Source organism: Tessaracoccus sp. SD287, from assembly GCF_017355265.1.
In the GTDB taxonomy this organism is placed as follows: domain Bacteria; phylum Actinomycetota; class Actinomycetes; order Propionibacteriales; family Propionibacteriaceae; genus Aestuariimicrobium.
Genome location: NZ_JADIJQ010000006.1, coordinates 73,275 through 98,005, shown reverse-complemented (window position 1 = coordinate 98,005; position 24,731 = coordinate 73,275). Strand labels below are relative to the sequence as shown.

General features: G+C 68.7%; 22 protein-coding genes. 11 read left to right on the top strand and 11 right to left on the bottom strand.

Going from position 1 to position 24,731, the window contains the following annotated elements:
- Window positions 1–30: 30 nt before the first annotated feature.
- Window positions 31–3,393 (bottom strand): hypothetical protein, encoded by a 3,363-nt coding sequence (locus tag IPV09_RS04045; RefSeq protein ID WP_207473877.1) that lies wholly within the window; start codon window positions 3,391–3,393, stop codon window positions 31–33.
- A gap of 137 nt (window positions 3,394–3,530) precedes the next feature.
- On the opposite strand from IPV09_RS04045, the gene IPV09_RS04040 reads away from it, so the two are divergent.
- Window positions 3,531–4,511: a ribose-phosphate pyrophosphokinase gene (locus tag IPV09_RS04040; protein ID WP_207473875.1), complete on the top strand. Its 981-nt coding sequence runs from the start codon at window positions 3,531–3,533 to the stop codon at window positions 4,509–4,511.
- Here the strand turns inward: IPV09_RS04040 and IPV09_RS04035 are convergent.
- Entirely contained in the window at window positions 4,508–5,011 is a 504-nt protein-coding gene (locus tag IPV09_RS04035) for a GNAT family N-acetyltransferase (RefSeq protein WP_207473874.1), read from the bottom strand. The two genes, IPV09_RS04040 and IPV09_RS04035, sit on opposite strands and share 4 nt — an antisense overlap.
- 264 nt (window positions 5,012–5,275) lie before the next feature.
- Between IPV09_RS04035 and IPV09_RS04030 the strand changes: the two genes are divergently transcribed.
- Window positions 5,276–6,334 (top strand): DUF2330 domain-containing protein, encoded by a 1,059-nt coding sequence (locus IPV09_RS04030; protein ID WP_207473872.1) that lies wholly within the window; start codon window positions 5,276–5,278, stop codon window positions 6,332–6,334.
- Here IPV09_RS04030 and IPV09_RS04025 read toward each other — a convergent pair.
- Window positions 6,306–7,073, bottom strand: a complete 768-nt coding sequence (locus IPV09_RS04025) for a PIG-L deacetylase family protein (RefSeq protein WP_207473870.1) — start codon at window positions 7,071–7,073, stop codon at window positions 6,306–6,308. The genes IPV09_RS04030 and IPV09_RS04025 overlap by 29 nt on opposite strands.
- 94 nt (window positions 7,074–7,167) lie before the next feature.
- Here IPV09_RS04025 and IPV09_RS04020 point away from each other — a divergent pair, with 94 nt between their 5' ends.
- Window positions 7,168–8,073 (top strand): D-hexose-6-phosphate mutarotase, encoded by a 906-nt coding sequence (locus IPV09_RS04020; protein ID WP_207473869.1) that lies wholly within the window; start codon window positions 7,168–7,170, stop codon window positions 8,071–8,073.
- A 1-nt stretch (window position 8,074) separates the two neighbouring features.
- The gene (locus IPV09_RS14575; protein WP_207473868.1) at window positions 8,075–9,754 is read left to right on the top strand and encodes an ATP-binding domain-containing protein; all 1,680 of its coding nucleotides are present in this window, start codon (window positions 8,075–8,077) and stop codon (window positions 9,752–9,754) included.
- Window positions 9,755–9,759: 5 nt separating this feature from the next.
- Here IPV09_RS14575 and IPV09_RS04010 read toward each other — a convergent pair whose 3' ends face one another.
- Complete coding sequence (locus IPV09_RS04010) at window positions 9,760–10,074, bottom strand: antibiotic biosynthesis monooxygenase (RefSeq protein WP_207473867.1); 315 nt, start codon at window positions 10,072–10,074, stop codon at window positions 9,760–9,762.
- A gap of 101 nt (window positions 10,075–10,175) precedes the next feature.
- Here IPV09_RS04010 and IPV09_RS04005 point away from each other — a divergent pair, with 101 nt between their 5' ends.
- On the top strand, window positions 10,176–11,129 hold the full coding sequence (locus IPV09_RS04005) for a hypothetical protein (protein ID WP_207473866.1): 954 nt from the start codon (window positions 10,176–10,178) through the stop codon (window positions 11,127–11,129).
- A gap of 45 nt (window positions 11,130–11,174) precedes the next feature.
- Here IPV09_RS04005 and IPV09_RS04000 read toward each other — a convergent pair whose 3' ends face one another.
- The 3 genes from IPV09_RS04000 to IPV09_RS03990 are packed head-to-tail and all read right to left on the bottom strand — an operon-like array spanning window position 11,175 to window position 13,745.
- Window positions 11,175–11,999 carry a sulfite exporter TauE/SafE family protein gene (locus IPV09_RS04000; RefSeq protein WP_207473865.1) on the bottom strand — a complete coding sequence of 275 codons (825 nt, stop codon included), beginning with the start codon at window positions 11,997–11,999 and terminating at the stop codon, window positions 11,175–11,177.
- Window positions 11,996–13,375, bottom strand: a complete 1,380-nt coding sequence (locus IPV09_RS03995; protein ID WP_207473864.1) for a rhodanese-like domain-containing protein — start codon at window positions 13,373–13,375, stop codon at window positions 11,996–11,998. Before IPV09_RS03995 ends, IPV09_RS04000 begins: the two co-directional genes overlap by 4 nt.
- Before the next feature lie 49 nt (window positions 13,376–13,424).
- Entirely contained in the window at window positions 13,425–13,745 is a 321-nt protein-coding gene (locus IPV09_RS03990; protein ID WP_207473862.1) for a rhodanese-like domain-containing protein, read from the bottom strand.
- Window positions 13,746–14,187: 442 nt separating this feature from the next.
- Between IPV09_RS03990 and IPV09_RS03985 the strand changes: the two genes are divergently transcribed.
- Both IPV09_RS03985 and IPV09_RS03980 read left to right on the top strand, forming a co-directional pair.
- Window positions 14,188–14,559, top strand: coding sequence for a winged helix-turn-helix domain-containing protein (locus IPV09_RS03985; RefSeq protein ID WP_207473860.1), 372 nt, complete (start codon window positions 14,188–14,190; stop codon window positions 14,557–14,559).
- 89 nt (window positions 14,560–14,648) lie between these two features.
- A complete protein-coding gene (locus IPV09_RS03980; RefSeq protein ID WP_207473858.1) occupies window positions 14,649–15,794 on the top strand; it encodes a hypothetical protein in 1,146 nt (381 codons plus the stop codon).
- A gap of 117 nt (window positions 15,795–15,911) precedes the next feature.
- On the opposite strand, the gene IPV09_RS03975 is transcribed toward IPV09_RS03980, so the two are convergent.
- Window positions 15,912–16,202 carry a WhiB family transcriptional regulator gene (locus IPV09_RS03975; RefSeq protein ID WP_207473856.1) on the bottom strand — a complete coding sequence of 97 codons (291 nt, stop codon included), beginning with the start codon at window positions 16,200–16,202 and terminating at the stop codon, window positions 15,912–15,914.
- Window positions 16,203–16,425: 223 nt separating this feature from the next.
- Here IPV09_RS03975 and IPV09_RS03970 point away from each other — a divergent pair, with 223 nt between their 5' ends.
- Window positions 16,426–17,328, top strand: coding sequence for a MerR family transcriptional regulator (locus IPV09_RS03970; RefSeq protein ID WP_370590212.1), 903 nt, complete (start codon window positions 16,426–16,428; stop codon window positions 17,326–17,328).
- A gap of 1 nt (window position 17,329) precedes the next feature.
- Here the strand turns inward: IPV09_RS03970 and IPV09_RS03965 are convergent, their stop codons facing one another.
- Together IPV09_RS03965 and gdhA are read right to left on the bottom strand one after the other, a co-directional pair.
- Window positions 17,330–18,094, bottom strand: coding sequence for a hypothetical protein (locus IPV09_RS03965; protein ID WP_207473853.1), 765 nt, complete (start codon window positions 18,092–18,094; stop codon window positions 17,330–17,332).
- Window positions 18,095–18,166: 72 nt separating this feature from the next.
- Window positions 18,167–19,537, bottom strand: coding sequence for an NADP-specific glutamate dehydrogenase (gdhA, locus tag IPV09_RS03960; RefSeq protein ID WP_207473852.1), 1,371 nt, complete (start codon window positions 19,535–19,537; stop codon window positions 18,167–18,169).
- A gap of 177 nt (window positions 19,538–19,714) precedes the next feature.
- On the opposite strand from gdhA, the gene IPV09_RS03955 reads away from it, so the two are divergent.
- Together IPV09_RS03955 and IPV09_RS03950 are read left to right on the top strand one after the other, a co-directional pair.
- On the top strand, window positions 19,715–20,800 hold the full coding sequence (locus IPV09_RS03955; protein WP_207473851.1) for a branched-chain amino acid aminotransferase: 1,086 nt from the start codon (window positions 19,715–19,717) through the stop codon (window positions 20,798–20,800).
- A 46-nt stretch (window positions 20,801–20,846) separates the two neighbouring features.
- Window positions 20,847–21,041 carry a DUF5302 domain-containing protein gene (locus tag IPV09_RS03950; protein ID WP_207473850.1) on the top strand — a complete coding sequence of 65 codons (195 nt, stop codon included), beginning with the start codon at window positions 20,847–20,849 and terminating at the stop codon, window positions 21,039–21,041.
- 13 nt (window positions 21,042–21,054) lie between these two features.
- Here the strand turns inward: IPV09_RS03950 and IPV09_RS03945 are convergent, their stop codons facing one another.
- Entirely contained in the window at window positions 21,055–22,296 is a 1,242-nt protein-coding gene (locus IPV09_RS03945) for a CapA family protein (protein WP_207473849.1), read from the bottom strand.
- A 207-nt stretch (window positions 22,297–22,503) separates the two neighbouring features.
- On the opposite strand from IPV09_RS03945, the gene IPV09_RS03940 reads away from it, so the two are divergent.
- Window positions 22,504–24,705, top strand: a complete 2,202-nt coding sequence (locus tag IPV09_RS03940; protein WP_255521196.1) for a 6-phosphofructokinase — start codon at window positions 22,504–22,506, stop codon at window positions 24,703–24,705.
- Window positions 24,706–24,731: the final 26 nt, after the last annotated feature.

Genomic DNA, 24,731 nt, shown 5'->3' with positions numbered 1-24,731 from the left:
CAGTCTAGGGCGGGGCCGGCGGCAGGGTTCCTAGTCCTCGGTGACCTCGAACTCCCAGCCCGCGATCGGGGCATAGGCGCTGGTGCCCGAGTACCAGGCCGTCGCACGTCCGGCGCGAGGCTCCACCTGAACCATCGCCGTGCCGTCCTCCACCTCGGCGGTCACGGTCTGCTCCTGGCCGTCCTCGTAGACCACCCGGACGACGACCGTGCCGTCGGGTGGTGGTGGTGCCCCGTCGGGTCCCTGGACCAGCAACCAGTAGGTGCCGTGGCCACGTTCCCCCACCCGCATCGTCGATTCGACGGCGGTGATCGTCCCCAGGGTTACCCCGGTCCCGGTCGTCGCTGTGCAGCCCGCCCCGGGCAGCCAGGTGCGCAACCACGTCCTGCCGTCGGGCCAGTGCGATTCAATGGCGTCCCAGATCGAGGTCGCCTTGGACTCCACTTCGAGGCGCACCATCCGGGTCTGGCCGGCCATCAGGTGCAGCCAGCGGTGGTCGACGTAGGACCGGTACTTCGTCGAGTCCTGGCTCACCTCGACCTGGGCGTCGATCGGGTGGTGGAACGGATTGTGCACCTCGATCAGCGACACCTCACGGGTGGCTGGCGACTTCGGCTTGGAGAAGATCTCGAAGTAGTTCGACTGGGCCAGGTTGTTGTCCACATCCGGCTCGTCGGCGGCTGCCCCGGGTACCCGCACGTAACGGTCGATCCGTGCCTGCACGCAGTAGTGGCGATCCTCGGGTGGCTGCCAGTCCACCTGGAACTCCACGGTGGCACCCGCCGGCACGTCATGGGTGACTCGCGGATCCAGGCCCGGGCCGGGCAGCGGCGTCCACCGTTCGGAGTTCTTGTCGTCGGTGTTGAACGGCAGCACCTGGAACCGGACCGACACGTTCGGGGCGGCCAGGCCACCCTCGTTGTGCACCTTGGCCACCACCCGGTTCGGTTCACCCACCAGCGGCTTGTTGAGCCATGTCGGGTCGACATCGCTGACCGCATGACGAATCTCGATGTCGGGGCTCTTGTGGTCGCTGAGCTCGCCGGCATTGTTGAGCAGCACCGGGTCGGGCTGGTCGACCCGTCCGATGTTGATCCTCACCCGGGCCACGCCCGCTGTGATCGAGACGACCTCGAGCATGAATCGTTGGATGTTGTTCTGGTTCGCGGCGTCCAGTGACTCGTAGTCCTCACCGGTGGCCAGCAGCGGGCCCTGCCCGTCGCCGTCGTCCAGCAGCAGGATGATCGGGCGGCGCGTGTCGGCGATGATCGCGGGACGCTCGTAGCTGATGGCGTCGTAGCCGATGATCTCCCCGCCGGCGGGGAAGGTGGTGGTGTCACCGATCCTGGCGGGTACGGACTGGCGCAACTCGAAGTACCAGGACAGGCGTGGCGCGATCCGCACCTCGATGGCCGAGAAGCGGCCTGCCGGCGGGGGCCCCGAGGCCACCGGCACCAGGTCGACCAGAATGTTGGTCTCGGCGAAGCCCACCGTGAAGCTGCGCACATGGCCTGGGTCCAGGAACCCCAGCAGCGTCTTGTGTCGGGCGCACAGGTGCGGCAGTCCCTGCTGGTTGCCCATCAGTTCACGCTGCCCCAGGTCACGTGCGGCCATCGCCGCCGGCCACCCGCTCATGTAGATGTCGTCGAGTCCCAGGGTGTGGCCCAGCTCGTGGGAACTGAGCTCGACGTGGGTGAACCCGAGGGTGGGCACGGTGGTGTGGTTGTGCGGCATGGTCACCTTGGCGAGTTTGACCGAGGTGTCCTTGCCCGCCGGATTCTTGACGGTGACATTCTGCGTCCTGCCGATGGACGCCCGTGGCCAGACGAAGTTGCCGCCGGCCGAGCGCATCACCATGAACACCGCGTCGACGGCGGTCCAGTTCACGTTCGGGGTGCCCTGCAGGGCGCCGACGACCCGATCGAGCACCTCGTCCTTGGGTGCCCAGTTGCCGTCCTTCATCACGTGCCAGTCCCCCCAGGTGCCGCCCAGGTTGACCGGGCCCAGCACACCGCCGGAGACCAGGGTCATGCCCATCCGTCCGCCGGACAGCTCGGTGAAGAAGGTGTCGACCCCATTGGCAGCGGTCAGCCAGTCGCGCCAGGTGGTCTGGGCGGTGGCAACGGTCGGCGCGGGGGTGGTGGCGGTGACGGTGGTCGGCCACAGGGCGTCATTGGTGTCGACCAGCACCATCACGACCCGCCAGTCGGCCAGGACGTTGCCGGCAGCATCCCGCGGACGCAACTGCCCGGCGTCATCGGTGCCCGGCACAGAGCTCAGGAACTTCATCAGCAGCGGTGGGTCGGTGGGGTTGTCGAGCCACAGTGGCGGGCCGTCGACCAGCGGACCTGCGTCGAAGTCGACGGTGAGGGTGGCCCGGCCCAGTTCCTCACCGCTGGTGGCGTCGCTGGCGACGACATCGGTCGCGCCCGTCAAGGCGCCGGCGAGCAATCTGATCGTTGGACGGGTCGGGTCGGCGTCGACCGCCGGATGGGTGCTGATCTCGACCAGCGGGGCGCCCTGGACAGTGATGTCGAGGTCGGCACGCGTGTAACCGGTGACGCCAGTGTCGATGGGGACGTCGACCCAGGCACCCGGCCACAGCGGGCCGTCCGGTAGTTCCAGGTGGACCTGGCCGTCGAGTCGGGTGGCGTCCATGCTGATCAGCCGTCCGGCGCCGGTGACGACCAGCCGGTCGCGGCAGATGAGGGCCTGCGAGGGTTGGCTGATGCCCCGTCCGACCAGGCGCTGCAGGGTGGGTGGTGCCTGGTGCAGGTCGACCAGGCCCACCCGGTGCGCCGGGGCGCGTTCGGTGACCAGGATGGCGGCGCGGGCGGCGCTGGTCCACGACAGCAGGAACGGTGAGACCAGGCCGCTGACGATGGTGGTCCGAGCACCGTCGGGGTCGATCCGGGTCAGGGCACCGGTGCCCTGTTCGGTGACGTAGTACTCGCCCTGCTCGCCGACGAGCAGGCCCAGGGGCTTGGCCAGGCCATCGACCACCACCTCGACCGCGCCGGTGGACACGGTGACCGCCAGGATGCGTCCACCGGCGTGGTCGGTGACGTGGGCAACGTCGTCGACCCAGACGACCGCGTGGGCCGACCCGAGTCCGGTGGCGACGGTGGTGGCGTTGGCGCGGCCGGGGTTGAGCAGGTCCTGGTGCAGCAGCACCCCGGCCTGCTCCACGACCAGCGCCGCGTCACCGGTGATGGCGATGCCCTCGGGGTGCAGGTAGCCGTCACCCCAGGCGGTGTACTCGCCGGTCTCGACGGTGAATGCGTGCAATGCGCCGCTCGACCAGTCGGTGGCCAGCACCGTCCGCTCGTTCCAGACGGTCGCTCCGATGGCGGTCGCAACGACTGCCTCACCCCACACCTGCAGTTCGGCCATGGCCGGATCCCTTCTCGCGGATTGGTGCTCCACGAGACAGGAGCAGGTGCGGGTCGCCCTGATACACGGACGCCGGTCTGCCGTCGGCCCCGGGTGGCTACGCTGGGGCCACCGGCGACCAGACAGGGGCCCACAGGGTGAGTGACAAGATCGTCATCTTCAGCGGTTCAGCGCACCAGGCGTTCGCCGAGGAGGTCTGCACGGAACTCGGGGTGCCGCTGTCGGGGTCGGTCACCAGCCGGTTCAGCAATGACTGCGTGCAGGCCCAACTGCTGGCCAACTGCCGCAAGCGCGACGTGTTCATCGTCCAGCCCCTGGTGCCGCCGACCCAGGAGCACCTGGTCGAGTTGTTGATGATGGTGGATGCCGCCCGGGGTGCCTCGGCCGCGCAGATCACGGCTGTGATGCCGCACTTCGCCTATGCCCGCTCGGACAAGAAGGACAAGTCGCGCATCTCGCTGGGTGGCCGGCTGGTCGCCGACATGCTGCACACCGCCGGCGTCAGCCGGGTGCTGACCATGAACCTGCACTCACCCCAGGTGCATGGCTTCTTCAGCTGCCCGGTCGACCACCTCACCGCCATTGGCGAACTGGCCAACCACTACCGCGGACGCGACCTGTCCCACCATGTCGTCGTCTCCCCCGACCTGGGTGCTGCCAAGCAGGCCAGCCAGTTCGCCCGACTGCTGAATCTGCCGGTGGCGGCGGGCCAGAAGCAGCGGCTGGCCGACGACCAGGTGGTGATCGACTCGATCGTCGGTGACGTGGCCGGCAAGCATGCGATCGTGCTGGACGACGAGATCGCCACCGGCGGTTCGATCCTCGAACTGGTGGACCGCCTCAAGGAGTTCGGCGCACTCGACGCTGCCGTGACCACCACCCACGGCCTGTTCACCGGCAAGGCCGTCGAACGGCTCAGCAACCACCCCTTCATCTGCGAGGTGGTCTGCACCAACACGGTGCCCCGTCCGAAGGACTGGCCCGGTCTGGTGACCCGCTCGGTGGCGCCCCTGTTCGCCGACGCGATCCGTCGGATCCATGCCGGCAAGTCGGTGTCCAAGCTGTTCCGCGGTGTCGACCCGACCCATGCGCCGCCGGTCGAGGACGGCCTGTTCTAGCGCACCCGCTTGGCCATCTCGACATGCCAGATCCGAGCGTCCAGGAATCGCTCCCGGGCGGTGCGCTGGTAGCCGAGCGAGGCGTAGAAGCCGGACGCGTACTCCTGGGCGTCCAGCAGCAGCCGCAGCGGGCCGGCGGTGTGCTCGGCAGCCAGTCGCTCCAGTCCCACCATCAGTTCCCGACCCAGTCCGGTGCCGCGGTGGCTGGCGGCCACCGCCACCCGTCCGAGGTGGGCGACGATGCTGTCCAGGTCTCCGGTGTCCGGGTCCGGGCTGTCCAGGTCTCGGCTGTCCGGGTCTCGGCTGTCCAGGTCGAGCAGTCGTCCGGCCGCGACCACCTCACCGTCCTGGAGCCCGACCACCCGCAGGGTGCCGGGAAGTTCGTCGCGGCCGTCCCACTCCTCGTCCTCGGTGACGCCCTGCTCGTCGATGAAGACCTCGCGGCGAATGCGGTGGTGTTCGTCCAGCAGGTGTTCGGTGTCGGCGATGACGACGTCCATGCGGTGGCCTTCCTCGGGGTCACGACGAGGGTAGTCGTCCTGGTGAAGGCTGACTCCGCGAGGCGCAGCGAACCTACGACGAGAGGGCAGCGAAACTACGGTGACGACTCGTCAGTGGGCAGAAATCCACCGACTACGGGATGAAATTCGCCACAGTCGAATGGTCACGAACGTCACCCGTGCACACTGCGGTCGCAGGGAGGCCCAGCGAGCCGACGACACAGCCGCGGCGACATTCCGGCGGCCGTCACCTACCCTCGAGTCATGAACCGAATCCACGTCCGACTGGTGGCCTCGCTGGTGGCGGCGCTGCTGCTGTCGGCCGGTGTACTGGTGAGCCCGCACCGGGCCGCGGCCTGCGCCTGCGGGGCGGTGATCTCCGAGGCCAAGGTCAGCGGCGAGGTCTCCATCCTGGCCTGGGACGGCAAGCGGCAGTCCATTGACATGTCCATGATGCTCGACCGGTCGACGAAGAACGCCGGATGGATCATGCCGACCCCGACCGTGGCCGACATCACCCTGGGGTCGAGCGACGACATCTCGGTGCTGGCCAGGGCCTCGGCGCCCCGGGTCGAGGTGAAGAAGGTCTTCCGGCCGCTCGACCACTTCTTCGGGGTGGGCTCGGACGGCACCGGCGCCGAGCCGCGCTCGACCGGCGCCCAGGTGCTGCGCACCGCCGAGGTGGGCCCGTTCACGGTGACGACGCTGACCGGCACGGACGCCGGTGCCGTCAACGACTGGTTGAGCAGCAACGGCTACCCCAGCCGCGACGACCTGGTCCCCGCCTTCCAGACCTACCTCGACCAGGGTTGGGTGCTGCAGGCGGTCAGGCTGACCGCCAGGACGGGCGGTACCGCGTTCCAGGAGGCACTGCCACCGCTGCGGATGACCTTTGCGACGGCGCAGCCGGTCTACCCCATCCTGTTGTCGGCGCAGGCCAGCATCGAGCAGAACCTGCGCCTCTACGTGCTGGCCGCGGGTCCGATGGCCGTCAGCCAGGACGCCAGCGAGCACCACCCGCTGAACCTGGTCTTCTCGGGGAAGATCCCCAGCGACCAGCTCGACAATCGTCTGGTCCCCGGTGACATGGTGCACCTCACCGCCTACGAGGCGTTCTACTACGACCCCGCCGACATCAGCCACGACATCACCTTCGCCGCCGACCCCCAGCTGAGCGACTACCAACAGGTGCACACCATCTACCAGAACACCGCCGGCGGGCTGGTCGGGCTGCTGGTGGTGGTGCTGCTGCTGGTGGCACCGGTCGCGGTGATCCTGCTGATCGCCCGACGCATCATGCGAACGGCCACGCCTCCCGCATAGGGCCGACGCCCTCCTCGATGAAGTACTCGTGGCGGAAGGCCAGCATGAAGAACTCCTCGGGCATCTCGAGCAACTGCTTGGCATCGCTCTGGCTGGCGTGCGCGGCCAGGGCCGCCCGCTTGCGCATCACGGTCTGGCTGACGTCGATCTTCCAGGCCAGTTCCGATTCGGGGGTGCCGAAGGGGTTGCCGTCGTCTGAGGGGGCATCGGGGTCAATGCCGATGTCGGACTCGGCGTCGTAGCCCTCGCGCATGGCGTCGCGATTCATCGTGGCCTGCAGCACCCGGGGCCTGGTGGCGGCCTGATCGGCGGCGGCGTTCATCACCTTGTGCACCATCACGTGGTCGGGGTGGCCGTAGTTGCCGTGCCAGTCGTAGCCGACCAGCACGTCGGCCTGCTCCTCGTCCAGGATCTCGGCGACGTCGCGACCCACCACCTGCGGGTCAACATTCATGAAGGCATCCGGGTCCTTGTTGCTCTGCCAACCCGTCATGCCCGAGTCGAGGTGGTCGAGGAAGACCACCCGGTCGACGCCCAGGATGGCGGCACTGTCCAAGGCCTCCCGGCGCCGGACGGCGGCCACCGACTCGTCGGCGTCACCGGTGGGGGTGCCCTGCGACCCGTCGGTGCAGCAGATCCACACCACCCGGTGGCCCAGGTCATGGGCCAGCGCCATCGTCCCGCCGGTCGAGGTCGCCTCGTCGTCCGGGTGGGCGTGCAGGAAGACCAGCGTGGCCATGGGTTCTCCGTTCGTGAGTCCCCCATCCACGGGGGTACCGCCCGATTCAACCATGGACGCGGCGCAGGGTCGCGCCGCGGACTAGGTTCAAGTCATGACTGATGTCGCACTGCCCAAGGGCGTGAGCATGGTGGACGAACCCATGCCCGCCGTCACGATCAGCACCCGCGCCGTCGAGGCGACGGTGACCCTGCAAGGTGCCCAGATCGTGGGCTGGAAACCGGCCGGCGCCGACCCGGTGCTGTACCTCAGCGAGGACTCGCGGTGGCAGCCCGGGGTCGCGATTCGCGGCGGCATTCCGGTGTGCTTCCCCTGGTTCGGGGGCGGACGAAACCACCTCGCCACCTCCGCGTCCCACCACGAGCCAGTGGTCACCTTGGAACCCAGCCATGGATGGGCCCGGCTGGTCAACTGGACGCTGGTCGACGCGTCGGCCACCCGGGACGGCACCGTCAGCCTCACCTGGGAGTTGTCCGGGGCGGCCCTCGCCAACCTGCCGTACGATCGCCACGTCCCGTCCGACGCGTCGGTGCGCTACACCATGCACCTGGGCGCCGAGTTGGTGCTGGAGTTCGAGGTCATCTCCGGCGGCAGCCTGATTGACGTCGAGACCCTGCTGCACACCTACCTGGCGGTCCCCGACGTCGAGCAGGTGACCATCAGCGGCCTTGACCAGTCCCCGTACTGGGACAAGGTCGAGCGCAAGGCCCGCACCCAGACCGGTGACCTGGTCATCAGCGGCCAGGTCGACCGCGTCTACGACACCTCGGCGACGGTCCGGGTGGCCACCGGTCAGCGCACCCTGGAGATCACCACCACGGGATCGAAGTCGACAGTGGTGTGGAACCCCGGGGCAGCCAAGGCGCAGACCATGGACGACTTCGATGACCAGGACTACCGGCGAATGGTGTGCGTCGAGTCCGGAAATGTCCTGCACAACGCCATCACGGTCGCGCCGGGTCAGTCGCAGGTGATGACGGTCAACTACCGGATCATCTGACGTGGCGGCACGATCGATCCCCGCCGAGCCCAGCTTCGTCACCACCTCGGAATCCGACGTCTGGCGCCGCCTGTGCCGACAGCTGGATGGCAGCACCCTGCTGGCGAACTTCCGGCTCACCGACCAGCACAAGGACCACGAGGTCGACCTGGTGGCACTGATGCCGGGGTCGGGCATCGTCACCATCGAGGTGAAGGGTTCCCACGTGTGGCACGACGGGGAGAACTGGCGGATCGTCCGCGCCGCCGGCACGGAGGTGATCCATCCGGTCGGCCAGGCGCGCGACTCCTGCTACTCGATGCGGCACTACGTCGAGTCAGACCCCCGCTGGGGTTCGCGGACTCGGGTGCGCTGGAGCCATCACGTGGTCCTCGCCAACACCGCCCTGGCCGACGACTTCGCGACCCCGGACTGTCCTCGCTGGCAGATCAGCGGCGCCAGCGACCTGGAGATGGTCGGTGATCGCGTCTGGGACACCACCTCGCTGCACCGCACCGACGCCCGAATCCCCGACGCCGACGACATCGACCTGATCCGCGACATCCTGACCGGACGCCACCTGCCGGGGATCGACCCGGTGGCGCTGGCCGAGGACCGGCAGGCGCTCAGCCACCGCCTGACCATGGAGCAGACCAACCTGCTGAAGGTCATCCGCCTGGTCAATCGGGTCGAGGTGCGCGGCGGCGCCGGCAGCGGCAAGACGGTCCTGGCCGAGCGCCAGGCCGCCGAGCTGGCGTCGGGGCAGTTGACCGGTCAGCCGCAGCGGGTCGCGGTCGTCTGCTACTCCTACGGTCTGGCCAGGCACCTCGCCGGCGCGCTGTTGGTGGGTTCGCGCAAGAAGCGGCCCGCGTTCGTGGGCACCTTCGAGGACCTGGCCCGCCAGTGGGGCGTCGAGATCACTGGCGACCGGCTGGACTCCCACTTCTGGGAGATCGACCTGCCCGCCCGGATGACCCAGGCCGCCGCCGGTCTGGGCCACGACCAGTTGTTCGACTCCATCATCATCGACGAGGCCCAGGATTTCGCCCACGACTGGTGGCAGGCCCTGCTGAAGGGGTTGAGGGACGAGGACCGAGGCGGCGTCTACGCCTACGCCGACGAACGCCAGCGGGTCTTCAACCGGTTCGGGCGTCCCCCCGTCGCCCTGGTGCCGCTGGTGCTCGACCACAACCTGCGCAACACCCGCCAGATCGCCCAGAGTTTCGTCCCCCTGGCACCGACCTCAATGAACCTGCGCGGCTCGGACGGGCCCGAGGTCGGATTCGTCCAGACCTCGACCGCCGAGGCGCTCGACGCGGCCGACGAGCAGGTCGACGTGCTGCTGGACGAGGGCTGGAACCCGCAGGACGTGGTGCTGCTCACCACGGGCAGACGTCACCCCGTGCAGGTCGAGCGGCAGCAGGCGATGGGCTTCGCCGAGTACTGGGATGACGTCGGCTCCCACGACGACGTCTTCTACAGCCACGTGCTCGGTTTCAAGGGCCTGGAGCGTCGCGCGGTGGTGCTGTGCATCAACGAGGACGGCACCCGCGACCGCAGCCGCGAACGGCTCTACGTGGGGCTGTCGCGGGCCACCGACCGCCTGGTCGTGGTCGGCGACCTGGCCGTCATCGAGAAGATGGGTGGCGCCGAGGTGGCGCAGCGGTTGGCCGGCCCCTCCCGGGAGCGCAACCCCCGCTGAGCGGTTCAGCCCTCGAGTTCGACGACCTCGAACTCGAACAACTCGGCCCCGGTGGCCACCGGCGGGCGCTCCGCGCCGGAGTCCGCACCACCATGGGCGGCTGCGGCCCGGTTGTCCCGCCAGGTCTCAAAGGCCTCGCGGGACGCCCAGGTGGTGACCACGAAGTAGCGGTCCTCGCCGGCGATCGGACGCAGCAATTGGAAGCTCTCGAACCCGGGCTCGGTGTCAACGGCGTGCTTGCGGGCGGCGAAGCGGGCCTCCAGTTCCTGGCCGCGACCCTCGGGCACGGAAATGGCGTTGATGGCGATGTAGGACGACATGCCACCAGCTTGGCACACGGGTCCGCAGCCTCGCCGGCGTCGCGCCGCTGACCCCCGGTCCGTGCCACCATGGGGGCCGACGTCGGCAGACAGGAGTCACCATGGCCACCGCCGGGAAGCAGTCCTGGGACAGGACACCAACGGCCAGGGCCCTGGCCGTCCTGGTGGTGATCGCCGTCGGCCTGGTCGGGTTCACCTCGCGCCAGGACGACGACAGCCTCGCCAGCCAGAGCGTCCAGGGGTTCTTCGAGACCCTGAACAAGCCGGGTGCCCGACCCAATGACTTCGCCAAGTACCTCACCGGGACGTCCACCACCAGGATCCGTGAGGCGACCACCAACAAGCCCCGTGGCCGCTACGGCGTCGACTCGGTCGGCGGGATCGTCAACAACACGGTGCGGGTGACGTTCACCCAGGACGGTGAACCCTTCACGGCGACGATGGCGGTCCGCAAGGTGGGCCGCACCTGGAAGCTGGACGACCCCTTTCCCACCGTGAGGTTCCAGGCTGAGGACCGAGACCTGCGGTTCGTCGTCGCCGACCCCGGCACCCTGCTGCGACCCGGACGCGACTACACGCTCTTCCCGGGTCGACACACCCTGGCCATCCCGCCGTCGAGATCCTCACCGGCGCGCGGCTGGGAACTGATCGAGCCACAGTTCGTGGCGTTGCCCGGACCGAAGAGCGAGGTGACCGTGCAGGGCAAGGTCATCGCCGACGTCGAGGCCGAGATCACCCAACGCATCAGCACCGCGTTCGCCGAATGCCTGGCCTCCGACGAGTTCCGCCCGGTGGGTTGTCCGAACCGGGCGGTGGTGCCGGTCTCGGCGGCAACCACCCCGCAGGTGCAGTGGAGCATCGACCCCAGCAACGCCCCTGGTCGACCGACCTTTCTGGTGGGCTCCTCGGTGCTGGCTCCCTGCTACGTCGTCAGCGGCACACTGTCCTACAGCTACCTCAACCGGGAAGGCGTCCGGGTCACCCGGCAGCTGGACGGGGATGGGGTCGTGGGCTGCACCGAGCCCGACAGCCGCGAGATCATCTGGCGCGACTAGTCGGGTCGCTCCCGTTCCGCGACGAGGTGACTGTGTGAACCGGGTTCAGAAGAGCTGCGGGATGCTGCGAGCCGCGGTGTAGAGCGCCACGACGACCAGCAGCACGGTGAAGGCCAACTGGAGTCGGGCAGGGCTCACCCTCGCGGTGATGCGGGCTCCGAGGAGGCTGCCCACCACCGAGGCGGCAGTGAAGGAGCCAATGAGCACCCAGTCGAGGGTGACGTCCTGGCCGAGGCGCGAGAACAGCGCACTCGCACTGTTGATGGTGATGACCACCAGCGAGGTGCCGACGGCCACCGGCATGGGCAGCCGCATGGCCAGCACGAGGGCGGGAACCACGACGAACCCGCCCCCGACACCGAAGAACCCGGTGAGCAGCCCGACCGCGGTGGCGGTCAGCAGCAGGACGCCCACGGCGCGGCAGTCGCAGCGGAACGGGCGCAGTGTGAGCATCGCGATGGCGCTGGCCTCGACCTCTGGCTGTCCTGCGGCCTGCCTGCGGGCAGGGGCCGGCTGCCGCCGGATCATCACCCCGGCGACGACGAACATGAGTCCCGCGAAGGCGACGAGCAGGACGTTCGGGGGCACCGCCGTCGAGAGCAACGAGCCGAGGAACGCCCCGCCGATGCCGAGGACGCCGAAAACGACGCCCTGTCCGAGACGTACCCGACCGGCGCGCAGGTGGGGAATCATCCCGATCAGGGTCGTGATGCCGACGATGACCAACGAGCCGGTCGTCGCGGCGCGGGCGTCGAGGCCCAGTAGGTAGACGAGGGCGGGGACGGTGAGGATGGAGCCACCGCCCCCCAGGGCGCCCAGGGTGATCCCGACGACGACCCCGATCGCAACGGCAACGGCGAGCGTGCTCACGCCGAGGCGGGCGCCTGGTCGGTGACGATCTCCAGCCCCGCGGCCTCGGCGGAGCGGTCGAAGCTGTCGTCGACCACGACCACCCGACGGCCCGTGGCCGCGACCAGGGACGCGGCGATGGAGGCGCGGTAGCCCGAGGCGCAGTGCACCCAGAGTTCACCCTCAGGCACCTCGTCCATGCGCTTGATGATCTCGTGGATGGGAAGGTGCACGGCGCCGTCGATGTGGCCCTCACGCCACTCGCTGACCCGGCGGACGTCCAGGACGGTGACGGACCGGTGGTGACGGACCTGTTCGAGGTCGGCGAAGCTGGCGCTGGGCAACGCGGCGAGCGGTGCGTCGGTCCAGTCCTCCGGCCGTCCGGTGGCGGCAGCAGCGGGCCGGTCGATGCCGATCCGAGTCAGTTCGCGCTGGGCCTCGGCCACCTGCTGCTGACTCTCGCCGAGGAGCGTGACCGGCGTGCCCCAGGGAATGAGCCAGCCCAGGTAGGTGGCGAACTGGCCGTCCAACCCGAAGTTGAACGTGCCGGGCGCGTGGCCCTTCGCGAAGGCGGTGCGGGTGCGCAGGTCCACCAGCCACTCGCCCGCCTCGAGCCGACGACGCAGCTGGTCCTTGTCAGCCCGCTCGGGCTCGGACAGGTCGGCGGCATCGGGGCCGGCGGAGTTGGCTGGGCCCATGTGCACGTAGTAGGCGGGGTAGGCATCCAGACCGGCGAGGGTGTCCGCGACGAAGTCCTCCTCATCCTGGGACATCACCGGGTTGATGCGCCGCTCGCGACCGATGGTGGACTCGGTGGTGTCTCCTCCGGCGGAGGTGGCGGCGCAGAAGCTGCCGAACCCATGGGTCGGCATGACCTTCGTGTCATCGCTCAGCTCGGCGGCCAGTCGGCGGGCGGAGCTGTACTGGTGCCGGGCGAGCTGGTGGGTGTGTGCCTCACCGAGCAGGTCCGGACGTCCCGTGGAGCCGAAGAGCAGGGAGCCACCGGAGAACACTGCGGGGTCCTCGCCCTCGAGGACGTAGGAGAGGTGCGTGAAGGTGTGCCCGGGGGTGTGCATGGCGCGGACGTGCATGCTGGGGCTGACCTCGACCACGTCGCCGTCGCGGATGCCGGTCCGCTCGAAGGAGACCTCTTCCTCGGCGTTGACGTAGTACGCCGCCCCGGTCTCGGCCGCCAAGGCGTGGCCGCCGGTGACGTAGTCGTTGTGGATGTGGGTCTCGAACACGTGGGTGATCACGACCCCCGCACTGGCGGCCTCGTCCAGGACGCGGTCAATGTCGCGCTGCGGATCGACGACGAAGGCGACCTCGCCGTCGTGTACCAGGTAGCTGCGGTCGCCGAGCGAGGGGGTCTCGATGGAGATGATCGTGGTGGTCATGGAGTTGGTCCTTCCGGGGGGCGGATGGGTTGGTGGGGTGGGGTGCTGCTCAGGCCCCGGCGTTCTGGCCGGTGACGACGCGATGGCCGGCGCGGATCCAGCCTGAGGTCCCGCCACTCACGGAGTGGGCGTCGAGCCCCGCTGCGCGCAGGTGCTCGGTCGCGCGCAGGCTGCGGTTGCCGCTGGCACAGATGACGTAGACGGGCTGGTTCGTCGGCAGGGCGGCGATCCGCTGCGGAACCTCACCCAGCGGGATGAGTTCCGCACCGGCCACGTGGCCTTGCACGTACTCGGCCGGCTCGCGGACGTCAAGGATGAACGCGCCCTTCGCTTTCGCGGCGGCGAACTGGTCGATGGACACCTCGGTCATATGAACGATCTCCTCACTCGGGAGGCGTCACCCTCCCTCACCAATGTGCGCGTTTCACGGACGGGAACCGTCAGCGTCGGCGCCGTCCCGTCTCCGGCCCGGACGCGGGTTGCAGTTCCCAGACCATGACACCACTATATACCCCCTGGGGTATCGCTGTGGGCATGGGTGGCCAATCTCCCCCTGGACCGCTCCCGCATCGCGCCGGTGCACATCTGCAACGGTGGCGCCCTGTTGCAGCGTGTGAAGCCGTGCACCTGCGCTCAACCGCTGCAGCTGTCTCCTGGGCGACGCCTGAGGGTGAGTGGTTGACGTCTGAGGGTGAGTCGTTGACGGTCCGAGTGGCGAGTGCCGATGAGGACGCGGCCCTGCAGCCCGTGTGGGGACGGGAGCGGGGCAGGGAGGCACGGGAGCGTCAGGACGCCGATGCGGGGGGGCCGCAGTGACCCACCTCGAACCCCCCGGGCCGGGACCCTCCGAGGGCGAACCCACCGTGCGCCCGACGTGGACCCTGCTGACCAACCATGGTCACGTCCTGCTGGCTGTCTGGAAGGCCGATGACGCCCGGGTGAGCGACATCGCGGCCCGGGTGGGCATCACCACCCGGGCCACTTTGACCATCCTCAAGGACCTCGAGGAGGCCGGGTACCTGCAACGCCGGCGCGTCGGTCGCCGGACGCAGTACACGATCGATGCCCACCAGCGCTTTCGTCACCCTGCCACCGCCGCCCATGAAGTCGGAGAGTTGCTGGTCATCTTCACACCCGATCAGCCATCAGGGGCCGAAGAAGTCCCTCCCGAGTCGGCACCGTGACACCGTGGCCACCACCTCGTCCCGGTCCTGCGCTTCAGCACGGGAGCCGGGCAGGGTGGGGACCGCCCTGACCCCGGCACCATGGCACCATGTTCGCGGAGGTGCCCATGTCCTACCCGCCGCACAACCCGCAATCCCCCGGCCAGCAGCAGCCCTGGGGCCCACAGCCCTGGGGTCAGCAGCCCCCAGTGCATCAGCCCCCGGTTCAACAACCCTGGGTCCAGCAGCCCGGCCACGACCCGTCCGGTGGCTGGGGCTCCCAGTACGCACAGTCATGGGCCCCATCCCCAGCGCCCAAGAAGTCCAGCACCGGGCTGGTCGCCATCCTGGTCGCGGTGGCCATCCTGATCGCCGGGGTCGGCATCTGGGCGGTGACCGCCACCGGCCGCAACAAGGCCGAGCCGGCCGTGCGGGAGTTCTTCGAACTGCTGAACACCCCCAAGCCGAGCTACTCCGAATTCTCCAAGCACGTCGCCGGCATCGACTTCAGGAACGTCTACGACGCGACGCGGCACTCCCCGGGCGGCACCTGGTCGTTGGTCTCGGTCGGGAAGGTCACCGACGACACGGTGCCCGTGACCTACAAGCACAACGAGCAGGAGTTCACGGCTGACTTCGCGGTGCGTCAGGAGGACAACAAGACCAAGCTGTACAAGCCCTTCACCTACGTCACCTTCAGCGCCGAGGAGCGGCTGCGCTTCGTGCTGGGCAGCAACGACGACATCGGTGTCTTCCTCGACCAGCAAATCGCCCTGTTCCCCGGCAGCTACACGATCACGCCGCTGCCCAGCTACACCGGGGACGCGCCGACCTGGCAGCCGAGCGAACCCACATTGGACATGCTGCCGGGCGCCATCAAGACCATCACCCTGCAACCGCGTCTGACCGACGACCACGCGGCCAGCACCAGCAAGGCCGTCACCGACGCCTTCACCACCTGCCTGCAGTCGGACAGCTTCTATCCGGTGAGCTGCCCGTTCCGCAGCACCCGGCCCGCCGACGCCGACTTCCCTGCCCAGGTGGTCTGGAGCATCACGCCCGCCGATGCCCCCAGCAAGCCCGTCCTGGACGAGAACTCCGGCGTCCTGAACCCCTGCTACCAGGTGCGGGGGATGATGGCCTACACCTACGCCACCCGCACCGGTGGCTCGAACCAGTCCACCCAGACCCAGGTCACGGCCACCGGTTGCGTCCGCACCTCGCTGGGCACCACGCGGGTGACCTGGAAGCGGTGAGCCGACCCGCACCTGGCGCACATGACGACGCGGACATGACAACGCGGACATGACAACGGCGCCCCGCACTGTGCGGGACGCCGTTGGGTTCCGGGACAGACCCGGGTGATGCGTCTGTCAGCTGGCCCGGGCAGCTGTTCGCTCGGGGGCCAACACCTCGCGCCACGAGGTGACCTCCGGGTGCTGGCGAAGGAGTGCGCGGCGTTCCCGTTCGGTCAGCCCACCCCAGATGCCCCATTCCAGACGGTTGTCGAGGGCTTCGATCAAGCAGTCCTGCCGCACCGGGCACCCCATGCAGATGGCAGCCGCACGCTTCTGCTGCTTGCCTTCGGGGAACAAGTCGTCCTCAGCGCCACGGCACCGAGCGAGCTCGACCCAGGACTGGTGGGTCTTCGTGGAATCAACCATGTACAGCCTCCTTTCGACATCGGTCGCCCGAGGGAAACCGAGGGTCGTACAATGTTTGTTCAACCTTGATGCCCTCACATTTCCACGGAAGGGCCAGCCTGTCCACCCCCCCTTTTGGCAGGTCTTGGGCTTCAAGGTTTGGTCACGAACTGTCCCGGCGGCGATATCGAGGACCGATCTGTGCCACAGTCCTGTCCGGTGAGCAGGTCGAGAGGAGGCGGGCGTGTACACGGTAAAACAGGTAGTCGCGATGACAGGACTGACCGCGGCCCGGCTGCGTGCCTGGGAGCGGCGCTATGGCGTGGTCTCGCCACGGCGCACCGATACTGCCTATCGCAGGTACAACGAAGAAGACGTGCAGCGGCTGCGCACAATGGCTCAGCTCATCGAGTCCGGGGTCTCCGCGTCGTCGGCGGCTGCCATCGTCACCTCCGACCCGCGAATCAACGACGTCCCTGCCGATGACCAGCCGCCGCCGTCCACCGAGCTCGCCGACGCCGCCGCCGCGCTGGACGTGGTTCGGTTGTCCAAGGTCCTGGACCGCGCACTGGGCCTGGACGGCTTCGAGATGGTTTGTGACGGCTGGTTGACCGAGGCCGTGGTCGAACTGGATGAGCGACGCCGCCGCGCCGAACTGCTGGACGTTCACGTCCGGGCCGCCGAGCAGGCGATCATCCTGCACCTGGGCTCCATGTTCGCCCAGGCCGTGACCAGCCCGACCCCGTGGCAGGCCCATCGCCAGCCGGGGGCGTCCCCCATGGTGCTGATCGGCCAGCAGGAGGCAACCGGACGCGACGTGGTGCCGATGCTGTTCTCGGTCGCACTGCGCCGCCACGGCGTCGACTCGCGCTACCTGGGCCGCGCCATCAGCACCGACGGCTGGCTGCAGGCGGTTCGCCAACTGCGACCCCGGGCGGTGGCGATCTCAAGTTCGACGGCGCGGGGACGACGCCAGGCACAAGAACTGTCGACCGTTCTCGCCGCGTCCAAGCCGCCGGTACAGGTGTGGCTGGGCGGGCCCGGGCACGACCCGTCAGAACCGTGGGTCCTGCCGATGCACATGCTCGGCGCCACCCATGCCATGCTCGGCCAACTCCGGGGCGGGGCACCCCGTTCGTCGCAGTGAGTCAGCCCACCGAGCAGCTGGCCGGGGTGCCCGGCGAGGCGCCGAACTCCACGCCCTGGAAGATCTGGGTGCGCGCCCACTCGTAGTACTTCTCGTTGCCGGGCTTGTCATAGGGGTTGTTCTTGGCGCAGCGGGCGACGTAGTAGCCGAGCACGTCGGCATAGGTCTCCATGTCGTTGTGCCCGTAGTCCGAGAACCGGCCCTCGCTGGCGTAGAGGCGGTGGAAGCTGGCCCAGTAGGCAGGGTCCTGGCCGCGGTCGACGCTGTAGGCATGGCCCATCTCGTGGATGACCAGACGCACCAACCGGCCCGGGTCGCCCTCGTCCAGTGCCTGCTGCCACTTGGCGAAGTCAAAGGTCAGCGCCCCGGGACGGGTCAGGCCCCAGTCACCCCACGCCCAGCTGCGGGTAGGAGCAGCGGCAATGGTGAGGGTGTTGTTGACCTTGGCCCGGGTCAGGGTGACGAAATCAGTGCAGCTCACGGCGTCCAGCGTCTGCCAGACGATCTTCACCATGGGGCGGTACTGCGGGTCGGTCCACCAGTCCCCGACCAGGCGAATGCCGAAGTTCTTCTGCAGCAGGTTGCGCGTGTGGGTGGGCGTCGCGTCCGCCGGCCACGTGAACCGGGCGGCGCACGGGTCGGGAATGCCGGTGACCGGTGTCACCTTGGGCGGGGCGATCGGCAGCGCCGCCGCCGGGGTCGCCACGGCGCCCAGCAGCACCAACACCGGAAGTACGATTCCGGCCAACCAACGGCCCACGCGCATGTCAATCCCCCTTTTGACCCATCACCACCCCGAAGCCTAAGAGAATCTCAGCTATTCTTCAACTGCTGGTGGTCAGATGACGCCGAGGGCGAGCATGGCGTCGGCCACCCGAATGAAACCGGCCACGTTGGCCCCGATGACGTAGTCGCCAGCGGCGCCGAACTCCTCGGCGGTGTTGATGCAGTCGTCGTGGATGTCGATCATGATCTGGCGCAGGCGCTCCTCGGTGGTCTCGAAGTCCCATGAATCACGGCTGGCGTTCTGCTGCATCTCCAGGGCGCTGGTGGCCACCCCGCCGGCATTGGACGCCTTGCCGGGCGCGTAGAGCACACCTGCTGCCTGGAAGACGGCCAGGGCTGCCGGGGTGGTGGGCATGTTGGCGCCCTCGGCCACCAGCTTGACGCCGTTCTTCACCAGCTCGCGGGCATGGGCCTCGTCCAGCTCGTTCTGGGTGGCGCAGGGCAGCGCGACGTCGGCCTGCACGTCCCAGATGGACGACCCGTTGCCCGCCGCGGTGTGAACGGCGTTGGGGCGACGCTCGGCGTAGTCGCTGAGCCGTCCGCGGTTGACCTCCTTGACGTCGATGAGGGTCTCAATGTCCAGACCGTCCTCGTCCACGACGAAGCCGGACGAGTCGGAACAGGCGACCACGGTGGCCCCGTACTGGATCGCCTTCTCGGCCGCGTAGATCGCGACGTTGCCGGAACCGGAGATGATGACCCGCTTGCCCTCGAAGGAGTCGTTCACCCGACGCAGCATCTCTTCGGCGAAGAAGACGGTGCCGTAGCCGGTGGCCTCCTTGCGGGCCTGCGACCCGCCCCAGGTGATGCCCTTGCCGGTGATGACGCCGGCCTCGTAGCGGTTCGTGATCCGCTTGTACTGGCCGAACAGGTAACCAATCTCGCGGCCACCCACGCCGATGTCACCGGCCGGCACGTCGGTGTACTCACCGATGTGGCGGTACAGCTCGGTCATGAAGGACTGGCAGAAGCGCATGACCTCGCCGTCGGACTTGCCCTTGGGATCGAAGTCCGACCCGCCCTTGCCACCGCCAATGGGCAGACCGGTCAGGGCGTTCTTGAAGGTCTGCTCGAAACCGAGGAACTTGATGATCGACAGGTTCACCGACGGGTGGAACCGCAGCCCGCCCTTGTAGGGGCCCAGGGCCGAGTTGAACTCCACCCGGAAACCGCGGTTGATCTGGATCTCACCCTTGTCGTCGACCCACGGCACCCGGAAGATGATCTGGCGCTCCGGCTCGCAGATGCGCTGGATGATCGAGCGGCCCGCGTACTCCTTGTGGGTGCCGACGATGGGGCTCATGCTCTGCATGACCTCGAAGACGGCCTGCTGGAACTCGGCCTCACCTGCGTTGCGCTGCAGAACGGTCTCGAAAGTGGGCTGCAAGCTGGGGTGCAGGCTGCTGGTGTCGCTCATGGTCATCCTCTAGGACGGGGCCCACGTCACCCGCCCAGGGCATTGAGAAACCAGGGTCGGGACGCCATTGGGCCTGCGGTCAGACTTGTCCACCCTACCGAGCGGGCGCCGATGGCGGAATTCTGGTCGGTCAGTGGATGATCGCGCACGGGTCGCGGTGACCCGGCACACTAGCCTGTCCCCATGGCACATTCCCCTGCAGGCGCATTCCCGGTCACGCCCAATTCCGCGGCGGTGTCCGAGGCGCAACTGTCCGAGATCATGACCAATCCTGGTTTCGGGGCGCACTTCACCGACCACATGGTGCTGATCGACTGGGAGGAGGGCCGCGGATGGCACGACCACCGGATCGTTCCCACCGGCCCGATCGCCATGCATCCGTCCTCGGCGGTGCTGCACTACGCGCAGGAGATCTTCGAAGGCCTCAAGGCCTACCGCCTCGACGACGACACCATCCGCCTGTTCCGTCCGGAGATGAACGCGGCGCGGATGGCGCGTTCGGCGGAACGGATGAGCATGCCGCCGTTGCCCGAACCGGTCTTCCTGAACGCCGTGCGCCAGTTGGTCGACCTCGACCGTCGCTGGGTGCCGGGGAACAAGCATGAGGAGAACCTCTACATCCGCCCGTTCACCTTCGCCACCGAGCGACTGATCGGGGTGCGGCCGGCCAAGTCGTACACCTTCTGCGTGCTGATGACCCCCGCCGGCGCCTACTACAACCAGCCGATGAGGTTGTGGGTGACACCGAACTACTCCCGGGTCGCCCCGGGCGGCACCGGCAAGGCCAAGACGGGTGGCAGCTACGCCGCGTCCCTGATCGCCGCCGACGAGGCCGCCGAGCAGGGCTGCGGCCAGGTGTTGTGGCTGGACGGCGCCGAGCACCGCTGGCTCGAGGAGTGCGGCACCATGAACATCATGTTCGTCACCTCCGACGGAGAATTGCTCACCCCGGAATCGCCCTCGATCCTGGACGGGGTCACCCGCGACTCGATTCTGCAGCTGGCACCCGACCATGACCTGGTCGGCGTGGAGCGTCCGATCAGCGTCGACGAACTGCGTGAGCGGGTCACCGACGGCAGCATCATCGAGGCCTTCGCCTGCGGCACCGCCGCCGTGGTCACCCCCATCACTGGTTTCAAGGCTCCCGACTGGCAGGTGCAGGTGGCCAATGGCCAGGTCGGGGAGAAGACGCAGGCGATTCGGACCAGCCTGCTCGACATCCAGTACGGGCGCGTCCCCGACAGCCGTGGCTGGACCCAGCAGGTCTGAGCTATTCGCTTCCTCGCCGCCGGTTCGCTGTGCCACAGTGGTGCCCATGACTGACCCGAAGACCGGCAACGGCACCGAGAGCCCCGACCCTCGCGACGCCATGCGCGAGGCGCTCGAGCGCAAGAAGCAGCAGCAGCACGGGTCGGCAGCCGCCGGACCGTCGAAGGGTCCGACTGTTCCCGGCGGCCCGCACGGGCAGGCCGGGGGCAAGCGCACCTTCCGCCGCAAGAGCGGCAGCTAGTCCGCCCCGTTTCCTACGATTCCACCAGTCCGGCAGGCGGTTGCAGCGAATGCACCGCCTGCCGGGTCTGTTCCCGGGCCGTCCTCAGCCGGGCCTGCGGGCCCGTCCCGGAGCGCAGGGCCTGGTTGACCGGATAGAGCCTGGCGTGGCCATCGGTGAGGTGGCTGGTCACCAGGGTGGGGATGTACTCGGCCCGGGTGACCATGAAACGGCCACGCTTGCCCGGCAGTGGCGCGTCCTGCTCGGTCCAGGTGAACCGCACGGTGATGCCCTCGAAGCCCCGCGGGACGGTGTCGTGGTGCTGGGCGACCATGTTGCCCATGCCGTAGACCACCCAGGTGTTGTCGACCATGGTGATGGGCTGGACGACGTGGACGTGCTCGCCGAAGACCAGGTCGATCTCGGGTGACTGGGCCAGGGCGGTGGCGCGGGCGACCTGGTCGACGCTGGGACGCATCTGGTACTCCTCACCACCGTGCAGGTGCGCCAGCACAATCTCGGCGCCGGCAGCCCTGGCCGCCCTGGCCCGCGCGATCATCGCATCGACGTCCCACAGGTCCACGCACCAGGGCTTGCCCGGCGGCAACCCGATGCCGTTCAGCCCATAGGTGCCGCTGACGACGCTGACCCTCACCCCGGCCCGGGTGATCACCAGCGGTCTGCCGGCGTCGACCTCGGTGACGTGGGTGCCGACCACCCCCATGCCGGCGTCGCGCAGCAATTGCGCAGTGCGCGCCAGCCCGGTGAAACCCTGGTCGAGGCTGTGGTTGGAGGCGGTCGTGGCCAGGTCCCAGCCCATGGTGGCCATCCACGCCGCGATCTGCGGTGGGGCGGCGAAGGACGGGTAGTTGCGGTAGGGCCCGCCACGCTCGGCGAAGGGCACCTCATTGTGCGCAATGGCCAGGTCGGCCCCCATGATGAGGGGCTTCATCGCGGCGAACATGGGGTCGAAGTCGAACTCGTCGCCCTTGCCGGTGCGCCGGTGGTCGTTCGCGGCGGTGAACCACAAGGTGTTGTGCCACAGCAGGTCGCCCGACATCACCGTGGTCAGCGACCGGGGCCGCACCGCCGGACTGCTGGTGGCCGGGCTTCGAGTGGTGGGGCTACGAGTGGCGGGGCCGCTGGCCGAGGATGCGTTGACCGACGGTGCCGTGGGAACCGAGGCGTCGGGTGGGTCGGCCGCGGGACGGACACACCCGGCCAGGCCCGCTGCGGCAGCGCCCAGGACGAGGCGTCGGGGCACCCGCCTGGACATCTGTCCTCCTGCCACCCGGTCCTGTCCGTGCACGACATCGGCGTGCACGAGATCGTGTGGGCTCCAGTCTATCCGGGGCTCCCGGTGTAACTCTTGGCAACCGCTGTGTCACGGGTCGAGGCCCGGTGTTTGAATGGGGACGTGACTGAACTCGACCCCGCCGCCAGCGACACCACCACCGTCGCGGCAGCTGCGCCCACGCCCCGGCTGGGACTCCTCACCAGTGGTGGCGACGCCCAGGGCATGAACGCCGCCGTCCGCGCCGTGGTCCGCAGCGCGCTGACCCTGGGCGCCGAGGTCTACGCCATCTTCGAGGGCTACCAGGGCATGATCGACGGCGGTGACGGCATTCGCGCCTTTGGCTGGGAGGATGTCGGCTCGATCCTGCACAAGGGTGGCACCGTCATCGGCACCTACCGCTCGCCGGAGTTCCGGGAGCGGGACGGGCGCCGCCGGGCCGCGCGCAACCTGGTGCAGCGGGGCATCGACCGCCTGGTCGTGATCGGCGGTGACGGGTCGCTGTCCGGCCTGGACCTGTTCCGCCAGGAATGGCCCAGCCTGCTGACCGAACTGGTCGAGTCCGGTGACCTCACCCCCGAGCAGGTGGCGGCGCACCCGTCCCTGATGATCACCGGCCTGGTCGGCTCCATCGACAATGACCTGGTCGGCACCGACATGACCATTGGCGCCGACACCGCCCTGCATCGCATCGTCGACGCCATTGACGCCCTGGCCAGCACCGCGGCCAGCCACCAACGTCGTTTCGTGGTCGAGGTGATGGGTCGCCACTGCGGCTACCTGGCGCTGATGGCCGCCATCGCCGGTGGCTGCGACTACGTGTTCATTCCCGAGAACCCGCCGCCGGTCGACTGGGAGACCTCGATGTGCGAGGGTCTGCGCCAGGGTCGCGCGGCCGGGCGACGCGACTCCATCGTCCTGGTCGCCGAGGGAGCCCGCGACCAGTCCGGCGCCACCATCACCAGCCAGCGCATCGCCGACGTCATCCGCGAGCAGACCGGCGAGGACGCCCGGGTCACCATCCTGGGACACGTCCAGCGCGGTGGCGCGCCCAGCGCCTACGACCGGTGGGCCAGCACCTGGCTCGGCTACGAGGCCGTCCAGGACGTGCTGCACGCCACCCCCGCCAGTGAGGCATCCGTGATCGGCATCCACGGCAACCGGACGACCCGGCTGAGCCTGCAGCAGTCGGTCGCCGACACCCACCGGGTGCCGACCCTGATCGAGAACCACGACTACGAGGGCGCCATGGCCCTGCGCGGCTCAAGTTTCGCCTCCTCGGCGCGCATCCATGCCGAACTCATCTCGACCACGCTGACCCAGGCCGTCCCGGGCTCCAAGCGCATCGCGATCCTGCATGCCGGTGGACTGGCCCCGGGCATGAACACCGCCCTGCGGGCCGCGGTCCGGCTCGGCATCTCCCGCGGGTTCACCATGCTGGGCGTGCGCAATGGCTACGAGGGCCTGCGCAAGGGCGACATCAACGAGATGAGCTGGCGAGAGGTGGAGGGGCTGACAGCCGAGGGCGGCTCGGTACTGGGCACCCGGCGCACCCTGCCGCAGGTCGAGGAGATGTACGCCATCAACCGCGCCCTGGAGGACCACCACGTCGACGCCCTGCTCGTGGTGGGCGGCTTCAATGCCTACGAGGGGGCATGGCGGTTGCACAACGAGCGCGGCCGCTACCCCGCCTTCAGCCTGCCCATCGTCTGCATCCCCGCCAGCATCGACAACAACCTGCCCGGCTCAGAACTGTCGATCGGTGCCGACTCGGCGCTGAACGCGATCGTCGACTCCATCGACAAGATCAAGATGTCGGGGTCGGCGGCCCAGCGCTGCTTCGTGGTCGAGACCATGGGCCGCTACTGCGGCTACCTGGCGTTGATGGGCGGACTGGCCGGCGGTGCCGAACGCGTCTACCTGCACGAGGAGGGCATCACCCTGGACGCGCTCACCGACGACGTCCACTGGTTGAAGAACGAGTTCGAGACCGGACGGCGACTCTTCCTCGCCGTCCGCAACGAGAACGCCAACGCCCACTTCACCACTGACTTCCTCACCCGCCTGCTCGAAGAGGCGGGCGGCGACGCCTATGACGTGCGGCAGTCGATCCTGGGCCACATCCAGCAAGGGGCGAACCCGTCCCCCTTCGACCGACTGATGGCGACGCGGCTGGTCAGCCGCGGCATCGACATCCTGGCCGGGGAACTCGCCTCGCCCGAGGAACCCAACAGCTGGTACATCGGGCAGGTGGGTTCGGCGATCGAGCAGGCGCCGCTGCAGCACATGCACGAGCAACTCGACCCGAAGTTCCGGCGCCCGAAGAAGCAGTGGTGGATGGCGCTGCGCGCCGTCCACGAGGCGGTCTCGGCAGGACCCCACCCCAACTGAGCTGATTCTTCGACTGCTCTCAGGAT

What these genes read in the sequence shown, in the direction of transcription:
- IPV09_RS04045 (WP_207473877.1), bottom strand. Translation starts at nt 3,393, where the DNA reads ATGGCCGAACTGCAGGTGTGGGGTGAGGCAGTCGTTGCGACCGCCATC.
- IPV09_RS03950 (WP_207473850.1), top strand. Translation starts at nt 20,847, where the DNA reads ATGACTGACCCGAAGACCGGCAACGGCACCGAGAGCCCCGACCCTCGC.
- IPV09_RS03955 (WP_207473851.1), top strand. Translation starts at nt 19,715, where the DNA reads ATGGCACATTCCCCTGCAGGCGCATTCCCGGTCACGCCCAATTCCGCG.
- IPV09_RS03980 (WP_207473858.1), top strand. Translation starts at nt 14,649, where the DNA reads ATGTTCGCGGAGGTGCCCATGTCCTACCCGCCGCACAACCCGCAATCC.
- gdhA (WP_207473852.1), bottom strand. Translation starts at nt 19,537, where the DNA reads ATGACCATGAGCGACACCAGCAGCCTGCACCCCAGCTTGCAGCCCACT.
- IPV09_RS04005 (WP_207473866.1), top strand. Translation starts at nt 10,176, where the DNA reads ATGGCCACCGCCGGGAAGCAGTCCTGGGACAGGACACCAACGGCCAGG.
- IPV09_RS03975 (WP_207473856.1), bottom strand. Translation starts at nt 16,202, where the DNA reads ATGGTTGATTCCACGAAGACCCACCAGTCCTGGGTCGAGCTCGCTCGG.
- IPV09_RS04035 (WP_207473874.1), bottom strand. Translation starts at nt 5,011, where the DNA reads ATGGACGTCGTCATCGCCGACACCGAACACCTGCTGGACGAACACCAC.
- IPV09_RS04025 (WP_207473870.1), bottom strand. Translation starts at nt 7,073, where the DNA reads ATGGCCACGCTGGTCTTCCTGCACGCCCACCCGGACGACGAGGCGACC.
- IPV09_RS03990 (WP_207473862.1), bottom strand. Translation starts at nt 13,745, where the DNA reads ATGACCGAGGTGTCCATCGACCAGTTCGCCGCCGCGAAAGCGAAGGGC.
- IPV09_RS03945 (WP_207473849.1), bottom strand. Translation starts at nt 22,296, where the DNA reads ATGTCCAGGCGGGTGCCCCGACGCCTCGTCCTGGGCGCTGCCGCAGCG.
- IPV09_RS04020 (WP_207473869.1), top strand. Translation starts at nt 7,168, where the DNA reads ATGACTGATGTCGCACTGCCCAAGGGCGTGAGCATGGTGGACGAACCC.
- IPV09_RS04030 (WP_207473872.1), top strand. Translation starts at nt 5,276, where the DNA reads ATGAACCGAATCCACGTCCGACTGGTGGCCTCGCTGGTGGCGGCGCTG.
- IPV09_RS03965 (WP_207473853.1), bottom strand. Translation starts at nt 18,094, where the DNA reads ATGCGCGTGGGCCGTTGGTTGGCCGGAATCGTACTTCCGGTGTTGGTG.
- IPV09_RS04010 (WP_207473867.1), bottom strand. Translation starts at nt 10,074, where the DNA reads ATGTCGTCCTACATCGCCATCAACGCCATTTCCGTGCCCGAGGGTCGC.
- IPV09_RS03995 (WP_207473864.1), bottom strand. Translation starts at nt 13,375, where the DNA reads ATGACCACCACGATCATCTCCATCGAGACCCCCTCGCTCGGCGACCGC.